Genomic DNA, 12,462 nt, shown 5'->3' on the forward strand with positions numbered 1-12,462 from the left:
ACGCTGATCGATCCCCGCAGGGAGCGTTGGATGATCTCGAGCTTGTGCAACTCGTTCATGGTCAGGGTGATTCTTTCTTTGCTCATACCCTGACTTTATCACAAATCAGTTAACCCCTGACATAATCATTAGTCTACCACAAGCGCCGCTTTTTTGTTTGACAATCATACTGTTTTTGCGGTATCATTAAAGGTTATAAAGGGTAATTCCAACAATTTACAGGGTTTCCGCCGATGAAACAAATAGCTTTTTTCGAGGACGAGGGCTATAAAGGCCTCTATCCCCTGACCTGTCTGCGGCCTGTCTGGGGTCTGCTTTTGGGAGGCTATTGCCTGAGGCATTCATCCCTCCTAAGGCTGGGCGCCAAGAAGGCTTTTTATTGGGTGTTGCCCGAGAGGCAGGAGGTCTTAAAGGCCGCCGGGTTGGAAGGCCAGGAGATAAGCCAGGCCGGGCTTCCCCTGCTCCTGATCAACGGCCGGGCCAGGCTTACCGCCCGGACGGTGAACTGGCTGAACAAGGCTGAGACCGACACCGTATTTCTATCCGGGCAAACAGTCGAAGCCTTTAAGATATTCGATAAGAATCTTTTGGAACTGGTAAAGAAGAACCAGCCAACGTCGGCCTTCATAAGTTCCCTGGCCAAAAAAATGCGGAGTTTTGAGACCAAGGACGAGATATTCAACCATCTGTGGGAACTGGTCAATTACAACAGCCGGGCCATAATGGAAGACTCCGATCTTATCAAGGACGGCGCGGTCAAGCTGCCCAAGGGCGTCCACCTGATCGGCAAGCGCAAGGATGTCAAGATTGGCAAGGGGACCCAGATCCTGCCGGGGGTGGTGCTGGACGCGACGATGGGGCCGATAATCATCGACCCGAAAGCCAGGATCAACCCTCCCAGCTACATCAAGGGGCCGTGCTATATCGGCCCGGAGTCGGTGATCGACGGGGCCAGGCTAAGGCCCGGGGTGTCCATAGGCCACCATTGCAAGATCGCGGGCGAGCTGGAGGGATCCGTGATCATGCACTACAGCAACAAGCACCACGATGGCTTTCTGGGCCATGCCTATCTGGGGTCCTGGGTCAACCTGGGGGCCCAGACCTGCAACTCCGACCTCAAGAACAATTACGGCAGCATCACGGTCTGGGCTGGCGGGAAGTACGTGGATTCAAAGCAGATCAAGGCCGGCTGCTACATAGGCGACCACAGCAAGACCGCCATCGGCACCCTGATCAACACCGGGGCGGTGATCGGGACGGCCTGCAACGTCTTCGGCGGTCCGGTCAGGAAATATCTGCCGCCCTTCAGCTGGGGGTGCAGCGAGAAATTTACGGAGCATAAGCTAGAGAAAATGTTAGAGACGGCTGAAACGGCTATGAATCGGCGTGGTAAGGAACTGGCCCCAGAGATGCGTGTTTTGCTGGCTAGACATTTTCGGGAAAGTATATTGCCAGTGAAATGATTTGGAAAAATAATTGGTGTTGATAAGTATTCATGGCAGATAAATCGAATAAGGAGGTTGCTGTGATAAGGTCATTATTTATAGTTGCATTGCTTTTTGTTTTTCACATAGCAAATGGCATGGAGAGAAACAAAATTTATACGCTTATTAAAACTGATTCCATCGCAGCTGATGAATATAAAATTGCAACGAAGGTCTTCGATCTATTAGCTACGGATACAAATATCCATTCTTTTCAGGATATTAGTACTAAAGAAAATTTTATAAAAGCTTACTCATATTTTGATAGTATTGGCCGTAGTAACGATGAAAAGAATAAAATATATTCTCCCAACCAAGAATATTATGTTGTCATTGAAGGGCCACATAATCTTAAAGTTCCTAAACTTGCTGGAATGTCTGGGGAAGTAAAAATCTCGCTTTTTAATAGTTCAAAAAAGCAAATGGTTTGGGTAGCGCCTATTTATGATGCAATGCGTCGTGCGAAGGTATTTGTAGCCAATGACGGGAAGAATGTTGTATTGTATGGCTGTACAGAATTTGAATACGAGGTAAAGGAAAAAATTGGCATAGTGATATTAGATGAAATTGGTAAGGTTGACAAATATTATGACGTAAAAAGTCCCTGGTTACCATCAATAAAACAATCGAGAGATGGGAATTTAATTGCTTATATAAACGATACTGGCGAAAGTGGGTATGCTCTGAATGTCTTAGATATAAGAAATAAAAAACAAAGAGTAATACCAATTAGCTATTGCGTTTACGATACAGATATAGTCGGTTTTGGTGGTGGTGATTATTGTGGGCTGATGATACCTGGCTTTAGAGAAGGAACTAAATTTGTATTGATTGATTTAAAAAATGAAAATGTCAAATTGGAAATGTTTGTATCTTCCAGTAATACAAAGTTTTCAAACAATGGGGATTGTATCTATTTCTTTACAAAAAATAAAATAACTTGCTTAAATATTATTAACAACATGTTTGCTGAGTTGATCATTAAATCAAATATAATAAATTATCCTTATTACATTGTTGTGAACAAAGACTGGTCTGATTGCATGGTTTTAATAAGCCGTAATAAATACGCAGGTATATTCAAAATCATTCCTTGAAAATAGTGTTGGAGTTGTAAAATGAAAGCGGTGATAATGGCCGGAGGTTTTGGGACGCGGCTGCGCCCCCTGACCTGCACCCTGCCCAAGCCCATGGTGCCGATGGTCAACCGTCCGATGATGGAGCACATCATCCGGCTGCTGGCCGGACACGGCATCACCGAGATAGTGGCCGTGCTGTTCCACCAGGCCCAGGCCATCTCCGGCTATTTCGGGGACGGGTCCGGTCACGGAGTGAAGATAGAATACCTGAGGCCCGACGCCGACTACGGAACGGCCGGGGCGGTGGGCATGGCCCGGGACCTGCTGAAGGAGCCGTTCATAGTGATCTCCGGCGACCTGCTGACCGATTTTGACCTAAGCGAGATCATCAAGACCCATTCCGACAAGAAGGCCCTGGCCACCATCACCCTGACCCGGGTCCAGAACCCGCTGGAATACGGGATCGTGATCACCGAGCCGGACGGGCGGATCGTGCGCTTTCTGGAAAAGCCCACCTGGGGCCAGGTCTTCTCGGACACCATCAACACCGGGATCTACATGTTCCAGCCGGAGATCTTCGACCTGATACCAAAGGCCCGGGAATTCGACTTCTCCCAGAACCTGTTCCCGGCGCTGCTGCAGAAGAACCTGCCGCTGTACGGCCACGTGGCCTCGGGATACTGGCGGGACGTGGGCAACATCGCGGAATACCGCCAGGCCCACTGGGACGCGCTTAAGGGCAACGTCAAGGTGGACGTGGATGGCGACCGGCTGAACCTGATCGGCAAGGACATCTGGGTGGGCAAGGGCTCCAGCATCCAGGCCAGGAACACCAATCTTTCCGGGGCCGTGATCCTGGGAAAGAACGTCAAAGTAGGCGAAGGCACCCATCTCCACGATGTGGTGATCGGCGACAACTGCCAGATCGGCCGGAATGCCTTTATAGAACACTCCATCGTCTGGGCCGACAGCACCATCGGGGACCGGGCCAGGGTGGACGGGGCCATCATCTGCGACGGGGTAGGGATCTCCGAGGGCGCGGGAATAGAACAGAATGCCATCCTCAGCAGCCAGGTGCAGATCGGGGCCCGGGCCCAGGTGCTGGAGAACATCAAGATCTGGCCGGGCAAGGTGGTGGACGAGGACTCCATCCTGACCTCCAGCCTGATCTGGGGCGACCGCTGGCTGAAGGAATTCTTTGCCGGGCCGCGGGTGACCGGGCTGGCCAACACCGAGATGACGCCGGAGTTCGCAGCCAAGCTGGGGGCGGCCTACGGGGCACTTTTGGGCCAGGGGGCGCTGGTGGCCACCAGCCGGGACGGGCACCCCGCCAGCCGGATGATCAACCGGGCCCTGCTGGCCGGGCTGCTTTCCTCCGGGGTCAACGCCGAGGACCTGAGGTCCATGCCCATTCCACTTTTGCGCTACCAGCTGAAATCAGGCAAGGAGATGGGCGGCATTCACGCCCGCAAATCACCCTTCGATTCCAAATTCGTGGACATCATATTCTTTGACGGGGACGGCAAGGACCTGCCGCCCGCCAAGGTCAAAAGCCTGGAGAGGCTGTTCCTGCGCGAGGATTTCAAGCGGGCCGAGCCCGATGACACCGGGCTGCTGGAGTTTCCCGAGCGGACCATCGAGAGCTACCGCGAAGGATTGCTTTCCTACATCAACACCCAGGCCATCAAAACGGCCGGCTTCAAGATAGTGATAGACTATGCCTGCGGGGCGGCGGCCACCATATTTCCCTCCATCCTGGGCGAACTGGGCCTGGAGGTGGTGGCCCTGAACGCCCAGCTCAACCCTGCCAAGATCACCAAGACCAAGGAGGATTTTGAGAAGTCCCAGGCCGGGCTGGCCGAGGCGGTCAGGTCGCTCAAGGCCGACATCGGTTTTCTGCTGGACAGCGGGGCCGAGCGGGTGTTCCTGGTGGACGGCCGGGGCCGGATACTAAGCGGGGACGAAGCCCTGCTGGCCGTCTCGCTTTTGGTGATGAAGGGCCAGGCCATCAGATCCATAGCGGTGCCGGTGACCGCCTCCCGGGTGGTGGATGAGCTGGCCCAAAAATACGGGGTCAAGGTGCTGCGCAGCCGGATAGACAACCGGTCGCTGATGGAGATGGCCTCCGGGGAAGAGGTCGGATTCATCGCCAGCCGCCGGGCGGGCTTCATCTTCCCCGAGTTCCAGCCGGCCTTTGACGCCATGCTGACGGTCTGCAAGATCCTGGAGATGATGGCCCTTTCCCAGGCAAAGATAGAAGACCTTTCTTCCGAGATCCCCAAAAGCTTTTTGGCCAGGAAGAACATCGCCTGCCCCTGGAGCAAAAAGGGAGAGGTGCTGAGGGCGCTGATAGAGGACACCAAAGCGCACCAGGAACGGGAGATGATAGACGGGTTGAAGCTCTTCTTTGGCCGCGACTGGGTGCAGGTGATACCGGATCCCTACCGTGAGCTGTTCCATGTCAACGCCGAAGCGGACAGCCGGGAGCAGGCGGAGAAGATGGCGGAGGAGTTTTTGGGCAAGATAGCGGCCAGACTGGGCTGACAGGGTTTTAATTGGGACACGGGCTTCGGCAGGACTTCGGCGTGATCTCAGTCGAACGCTCAGCCGAACGATTGACCCTAAGTTGTTACGGAATATTAAGTATTCGAGGTTATTTTAATTGTGGATCAAAACTAATGAGGGAACGATGAAACATTACATGTTCGTCATAGTTGGGTTATTGTTTTACATAAATTCTTATGCAAGAGATAATTACAATCCTCAAGATAACAGACCCCTTTCAATGGTAATACATGAAGACTATCTTATCAATTCATATGTTAATATGGACTTCGAATTAATAAAAAAACATTCAATTATTAAATACAATTTTACTGATAGTTCAACAGAAATAATTACTGATGTTCATATACCGGAAACGGCAAATAGCATTGCCGAAAATTCCAAATATATTTTTGTTGGCGGTACAACCGGATTGGGCGTGTATGATAAGGCTCAAAGAAAATGGGAGAGCTGGTATGGTGATTCTGTTAATATTGTTGAAGCAAATGATAAAAAAGTATGGTTGGGAACAATGGCCGGTGTGGTTGAGATAGACCAAAGCAATAAAGCAAACCGGCACTATACAATGGGTATGGGATTAAATAACAATAAAATTTATTCATTGCATTTATATGATGATCAACTTTATGTCGGTACATATAGAAATGGTACCGGCACTTATGCGGAACGCAGAGGGGATATGTTTGGGACGGGTTTGAATTCAATTGATTTGAATTCACAGAAAATCCGGAATGTTCCAATACCCATGAAGTCAACAGATATCGTGCTCGATATCTACCCGATTGTCGATATGCCTAATGGTATTCGAATCGTAACTGGTTGTTGGTATATTGCCATTTTCGATTATAATACTGTCGATGGGAAAATAATAAAGAAAAAAAGCAAAGACCACCACATTGAAGGTGTTTTGTCAAAATGCGGTAAAGATATTCACTCGAGGGTTGCTGATAATCTTGTTAAATATATTATGAAAGTTGGGTTGAATCATTGGCCATATGGTGGACTCCCGTGTCCAGTTGCATCCGAAATTGTTAAATTATTGTACGACAAAGAAGATCACTCTGGGCTTGAAAAGTTACTGCAAAATAAAAATGATGAAATAAGATTGCTATCCATTTGGGGACTTGTGCAGATAACAACTGATAGATCCAGCAACTATTTGATTGATGCTCTGAATGATGAAAGTAATGGGGTAGTTACTGAAGCTGCGAAATGTTTGGGTAATAGGAAAGAGAAAAAAGCAATACCTAATTTAAAAAAGGTATTTAAAAAGCACACAAACCAAAAAAGCTTTTTTGCATTGAATGGACTATTAATACTAGATCCTGAAATAGCTAAAGAGATTATTGAAACGGGGGATCCTTTTGAGAATGAGTTATTAATATCTGTTGTCAAAATCTGCAACATAAAGGAACCAATAAATAAATTAGTAAATGATCCTAATGAAAAGGTTGAAATTCGTAATAAAGCAAAAGCAATATTGGATAAATCAAAATATTAGTACTAATGGCTTTGAAAAATAAAATAATCCTGGCGCTGGCTGCGGTCCTGCTGGTTGTGATGGGACTGACGATCTACAATAGTTTCTTCAGTCCGCAGGCCAGGATCAAGTCCGCCATGGAGAAGACGGTCAAGTCGTTCCTTAAAAAGGACCGGACCTTTATCATGTCCAACATCGATGAAGAGTTCAGCCAGGGCACCATGACCAAGGCCAAGGCCGACACAGCGCTGGCGCTGTTCTTTATGGAGTTTGAAAAAGTAAAAGTGGTGATGGATGACCAGAAGGTTCTGGTACAGGATGACACGGCGGTGGACACCATCAAGATCATAGTAGTTGTCTCCCGGGGCGGGGAACAGGGATTTTTGCTGGGGTCGTTCGGGAACCCCCAGGCTTTGGCGGTCAAGTTCAAGCATAAGGACAAGTGGAGGATAACCGGGGTCGAAGGTTTGCCTGGATACTGAGGTATAGTGAAAGGTAGGCTGAAGACACCGAACATAAGTTTAAGTCCGGTGTTTTTTGTTGACCTCACCCCTGCCCACTTTCGTTTGTCATAATACTTGTCAGTCTCAGTGCCGGCTCTCTCCTAATGCATTAGGAGAGGGAGGGAATGGAAAATCAGTTAGAGATAAATACATGGAACATAAAATGCATCTGCTGTCCGAGCCTTTTGAGGAGATGAGGTCTGGCAGTAAAGTCATAGAGATCCGTTTGAATGACGAAAAACGGCAAAAGGTAAAGATCGGTGATACGATAGTTTTTCACAAACTGCCGGAAGACGGGGAAAAATTGAGTGTAAGGGTGCTGGAGTTGCTATATTACAAGGATTTTAAAAGTCTTTACCAGGATGTTCCTTTTCACCAATTGGGCTGCAGCGGGAAAACTATGGGATGGATGCTGGAAAACACCTATAAGATATATACCCGGGAACAGGAAGAAAAGTACGGAGCATTGGGGATCAGGATAGAGTTGTTGTCAGCATAAATACAGCAGAATTATAAACATGGCGTTTCCAAATCTAAAAAATAAGCACGCCCAGGAAGCGATGTTCTCCCCCCATGACTTCATTGCCTATCAAAAAAAGAGGGGAAGGGGGCCAAGTTTCAAAATACCGGACGGGATCATCCTTTGCTACCAGCCGGGCTTGATGAAACACATCCTGGAAAAACACAAGACCACCAAGACCGATGAAATGTGCCGGGGCATGCTTTTACTGGATGAGACCGGCGGCCGGGTGGCCGTGATCGGCGGATTTGGGTTCGGCGCTCCGGCGGCAGTGACGCGGGTGGAAGAATTGATAGCCTGGGGCGTTAAAAAGTTCATCTCCATTGGCACCGCCGGGACTTTGCAGAAGGGCATCAAGATCGGCGACCTGATCGTTTGCGACCGGGCCATCAGGGACGAAGGGACATCACACCATTATCTGAAACCGGCAAAATATTCCTGCGCTTCCAAAGAGCTTACGGCAAAAATAAAAAAGACCCTGGATGGACTGAAATTCAAATATAAGACCGGGACCAGCTGGACCATTGATGCCCCTTACCGGGAAACGGTGGCCGAGGCCAGGCAGTATCAGAAAGAGGGAGTGGCCACGGTGGAGATGGAGGCCTCCGCCTTGTTCGCGGTGGCGCAATACCGCAGGGTGGAATTGAGCGCCTTGTTCACCATCAGCGATTCTTTGGCTGAGATGCAATGGAAGCCGAAATTCCATTTGAAAAAGACCGACCGTGGGTTGGAGACGATATACAAGGTGGCTTTAACGGCGCTGCTTGATTAGTTGATCGAGAAAACAATTTAAAAGGAATAAATATATGTCCGAACATTTTGAACAAGTGCCGGAGCGGGCCGAGCGGCTTCACAAACTGGAGGAACTCCGCAAACTGGGGATCAACCCTTATCCCGCCAAATACCAGGCCACCCATACCGCCGCCCAGATACTAAAGGACGCCGAGCAGTTCATCGTTTCCCAGGAAACGGTGGACATCGCCGGGCGGATCACCGCGGTGCGGGGGCACGGCAAGGCCTCGTTCTTCCAGCTGTCCGACCCCAGCGGCAAGATCCAGTGCTATGCCAAGCTGGACATCGTGGGGGCCGAGGCCTACCAGGCCTTCAAGCTTTACGACATCGGCGACTTCGTGGGCGTCCAGGGCCCGGTGTTCAAGACCCACACCGGCGAGTTCACCGTCCAGGCCCAGAAGTTGACCCTGCTCTCCAAATCCCTGCTGCCCCTGCCGGAAAAATACCACGGCCTGCAGAACGTGGACACCCGGTTCCGCAAACGCTACCTGGACCTGATCGCCAACCCCGAGGTCAAGGAGCTGTTCGTCAAAAGGACCAAATTCGTCAAATCCCTGCGGGATTTCCTTGACTCCAGGGGCTTCATGGAGGTGGAGACCCCGGTGATGGAGCTGGTTCCCGGCGGGGCCGATGCCCAGCCCTTCATCACCCACCACAACACTTTGGACCTGGACCTTTTCCTGCGGATCTCTCTGGAGCTGCACCTGAAGCGCCTGATCGTGGGCGGATACGAGAAGGTCTACGAGATCGGGCGGGTGTTCCGCAACGAGGGGATGAGTACCCAGCACCTGCAGGAGTTCACCTTAATGGAGTTCTACTGGGCCTACGTGGATTACCAGACGCTGATGGACTTCACCGAGGAGATGTACTGCCACATTGTCCAGGAGACCTTCGGGACGCTGGAGATAAAGTACCAGGACCAGATCCTGAATTTCAACCGTCCCTGGCCCCGCTACGACTACCGCCAGCTGCTGATAGACAAGGCCGGGATAGATCTGGACAAGTTCCCCACCGCCGAATCTTTGAAACCCGAGCTGGAGAAGCACGGCATCAAGCCCGATCCCAAGCTGGGCCGGGGCCGGCTGATAGACCAGCTCTACAAGAAGATGATCCGGCCCAACCTGGTCCAGCCCTGTTTCCTGATAGACCATCCTTTGGACATCTCGCCTTTGGCCAAGAAACACGCCGACCGGCCAAATTACACCCAGCGCTTCCAGCCCATCTTCGCCGGGGCCGAGATCGGCAACGCCTTCTCGGAGCTGAACGATCCGCTGGACCAGCGGGCCCGGTTCGATGAGCAGGCCAGGCTTCGGGAAAAGGGCGACGCCGAGGCCCAGATGTACGACGCCGACTTCGTGGAAGCTTTGGAGCACGGCATGCCGCCCTGCGGGGGTTTTGGGGTGGGCATCGACCGGTTTTTTGCCATCGTCAGCAACTCGGAGACGGTGCGCGAGGTGGTGTTCTTCCCGACCATGAAACCTGAATAACCAACTATTTACGATTTACAATTCGGAATTTCCAAATTGTGAATTGAAAATTGTGAATTGACAGATGTCCTACGAACTTTTCATAGCCAAAAGATATTTCAAGGCCAAACGGCGCACCGGGTTCATCTCGGTGATGAGCGTGCTATCTTTCGCCGGGGTGACGGTGGGCGTGGCCGCCCTGCTGACGGTGCTTTCGGTGATGAACGGGGCCCAGACCGAGCTGCGCAACAAGATCCTGGGCACCACCGCCCATGTAATAGTGCTGAAATACCAGAACCAGCCCATTACCGGATACCGGGAGCTTGTTCCCCAGATCAACGCCCTGCCCGAGGTTATCAGCAGTTCTCCCTTCATCTACACCAAGTGCATGGTGGCCAAAAGGGACAAGGTGGACGGGCTGGTGCTGCGGGGGGTGGATCCGGAGCTGGAGCACGGGGTCACCGACATTTCCAGGAACATGGTGGCCGGGGAACTGAAGTTTGACACAATGTCCACCGGACTGCCGGGTATCATCCTTGGTTTGGACCTGGCCGACCGGCTGGGGGCCTATTTGGGCGACACCCTGACGGTAACCTCGTCCCAGTCCATGAAAGCCACGCCCTTCGGGCTGATCCCCAAGACCAGGCGCTTCATTTTGACCGGCATCTTTGACGCCGGAATGTACGAGTACAACTCCACCCTGGGATACATCGGGCTGGACCAGGCCCAAAGTTTTCTGGAGATGGGCCCGGCGGTCACCGGGATCGAGGTCAGGATAAATGACATCTACCAGGCCCCGGAGGTCGGCAAGAAGATCACCGCACTGCTGGGTCCGCAGTACCGCTACAACGACTGGATCCACCTGAACTGGAGTTTGTTCTCGGCCCTGAAGCTGGAGAAGACGGCCATGTTCCTGATCCTGGCCCTGATCATCATCGTAGCGGCCCTGAACATCATCAGCAGCCTGATCATGACGGTGATCGAGAAGACCCGGGAGATCGGGATACTTAAATCCATGGGGGCCACCTCCAAAAGCATCATGAAGATCTTCATGTTCCAGGGGCTGCTGGTGGGGGGCATCGGCACCGTCCTAGGCATGGGGCTGGGATACTCTTTGTGCCTGCTTTTGGCCAGATACCAGTTCGTGAACCTGCCGGCCGACGTTTATTTCATCAACAAACTGCCGGTGCAGATGCAGGCCGGGGACTTTGTCCTGGTCTCTTCTGCCACCATCCTGATAACCTTCCTGGCGGCCCTTTATCCGGCCTACAAGGCTTCGCGGCTGGATCCGATAGAGGCGATACGGTACGAATGAGATGCGAAATATGAAATCAAAAGGCAGAAAACAAATGTTAAGAGGAAACCGTTCGGTCCAATGCTGCGGACTCAGGGCAAGAATGCAAAATGCAAACATCAAACATTAAAATGCCGAATCCCAAATCCCAAATTATACTTATTTCAGCGGTTTTCTTTTGGCTATTTTCCTGCGTCTATGCCGCGCTGAACCAGGAGTACCTGCTGGGCGAGAAGATCGACCGGGCCAAGCTGATAGTTTACGGTACGGTCAAAGAGATCCGGCCGATTGCCGCCAAGGTCAACTCCAAGTCCCGGGACAGCGTGATCACCAGCGATTACCTTTATAAGGTGGAACGGGAACAGTCCCTAAAAGGCCCGTTAAATCCCAAGGCCAAGGACAGGGCCATTTACATCCTGCAGACCGACGAGTATAAGAGCGCCAAGCGCATTTTGACCGAAGGGCAAAAGGTTTTGTTCTTCTTGTCGCCAGGTACGGCATCCGCCAGCTATCTGTCCAAGAACAAGATCAACCCCAAAAGCTGTTACAGTCTTTTCGGCGGGAAACAGGGTGTGGTGACCTTATCCGATACCTCTCTGCCTTCTTATGCCAAGGCCATCACCGGATACAGCGATGCCAAAAAAGCCAAACCCAAACAGCGCCCGGCCAAATGGGCGGCCCTGCTGGGGCAGGAACCGGCAGGTATCCGGGAAAGCGCGTTGTCGGAACTTTTGGGAACGGTCTATTATCCGGCCGAGCCGGCCCTGATAAAAATTTTGGGAGACTCCAACCTTTCTTCGCTGGCCTTCCAGAATCTGCAGAACTATTCCCCGGACTCCCTGTCCCTGCATCTGGACAGCCTGATGGTTCACAAGAAATCCAAAGCCCGGATAGTGAAGATAAATCTCCTGAAGGTAATCGCCCCCATCCGCCAGGAACAGGTTTTCAAGCACCTGCTGAAATCGCTGAAGGACGATGATTTCGAGATCCGGGCCTGCGCCGCCCGGGGCCTGGACGGCTGGAATGACAAGAAGGCGGTGAAGTCCCTGAAGAAAGCCCTGGATGACGAGGACGATTATGTGCGCCTGGCGGCCTGCGAGGCCTTGCTGAAGCAGGGTTTTAAGATAGAGAAAAAAGAGTACGGGATGTACAAGATAACCGGGGAGCCACAAAAGTGACCTCTCCCTCTTATCCCTCCCCTGGGAGGGGAGGGAGGACTTTGACCTCTCCCCTTCCAGGGGAGAGGCAGGAGAGAGGTCAAAAATGAATCCAGTCGTTT

At 51.5% G+C, this 12,462-nt stretch carries 10 protein-coding genes; all 10 read left to right on the plus strand.

Annotated features, from left to right (window positions below):
• The first annotated feature begins 233 nt into the window (after positions 1 to 233).
• Positions 234 to 1,463: a putative sugar nucleotidyl transferase gene (locus Q7U71_02840; protein MDO9390690.1), complete on the plus strand. Its 1,230-nt coding sequence runs from the start codon at positions 234 to 236 to the stop codon at positions 1,461 to 1,463.
• A 32-nt stretch (positions 1,464 to 1,495) separates the two neighbouring features.
• A complete protein-coding gene (locus Q7U71_02845; GenBank protein MDO9390691.1) occupies positions 1,496 to 2,581 on the plus strand; it encodes a hypothetical protein in 1,086 nt (361 codons plus the stop codon).
• Between the two features lie 21 nt (positions 2,582 to 2,602).
• A complete protein-coding gene (locus Q7U71_02850) occupies positions 2,603 to 5,107 on the plus strand; it encodes a sugar phosphate nucleotidyltransferase (protein ID MDO9390692.1) in 2,505 nt (834 codons plus the stop codon).
• Between the two features lie 145 nt (positions 5,108 to 5,252).
• Positions 5,253 to 6,629 carry a HEAT repeat domain-containing protein gene (locus Q7U71_02855; GenBank protein MDO9390693.1) on the plus strand — a complete coding sequence of 459 codons (1,377 nt, stop codon included), beginning with the start codon at positions 5,253 to 5,255 and terminating at the stop codon, positions 6,627 to 6,629.
• Positions 6,630 to 6,640: 11 nt separating this feature from the next.
• On the plus strand, positions 6,641 to 7,090 hold the full coding sequence (locus Q7U71_02860; protein MDO9390694.1) for a hypothetical protein: 450 nt from the start codon (positions 6,641 to 6,643) through the stop codon (positions 7,088 to 7,090).
• A gap of 172 nt (positions 7,091 to 7,262) precedes the next feature.
• Positions 7,263 to 7,610 carry an ASCH domain-containing protein gene (locus Q7U71_02865; GenBank protein ID MDO9390695.1) on the plus strand — a complete coding sequence of 116 codons (348 nt, stop codon included), beginning with the start codon at positions 7,263 to 7,265 and terminating at the stop codon, positions 7,608 to 7,610.
• A 19-nt stretch (positions 7,611 to 7,629) separates the two neighbouring features.
• Complete coding sequence (locus tag Q7U71_02870; protein ID MDO9390696.1) at positions 7,630 to 8,403, plus strand: nucleoside phosphorylase; 774 nt, start codon at positions 7,630 to 7,632, stop codon at positions 8,401 to 8,403.
• A gap of 34 nt (positions 8,404 to 8,437) precedes the next feature.
• Positions 8,438 to 9,910 carry a lysine--tRNA ligase gene (gene lysS / locus Q7U71_02875; protein ID MDO9390697.1) on the plus strand — a complete coding sequence of 491 codons (1,473 nt, stop codon included), beginning with the start codon at positions 8,438 to 8,440 and terminating at the stop codon, positions 9,908 to 9,910.
• Positions 9,911 to 9,974: 64 nt separating this feature from the next.
• On the plus strand, positions 9,975 to 11,204 hold the full coding sequence (locus Q7U71_02880) for a lipoprotein-releasing ABC transporter permease subunit (protein MDO9390698.1): 1,230 nt from the start codon (positions 9,975 to 9,977) through the stop codon (positions 11,202 to 11,204).
• A 110-nt stretch (positions 11,205 to 11,314) separates the two neighbouring features.
• Complete coding sequence (locus Q7U71_02885) at positions 11,315 to 12,361, plus strand: HEAT repeat domain-containing protein (protein ID MDO9390699.1); 1,047 nt, start codon at positions 11,315 to 11,317, stop codon at positions 12,359 to 12,361.
• Positions 12,362 to 12,462 lie beyond the last annotated feature (101 nt).

It is taken from the genome of bacterium, from assembly GCA_030655055.1.
Classification (GTDB): Bacteria; Edwardsbacteria; AC1; order AC1; family EtOH8; genus UBA5202.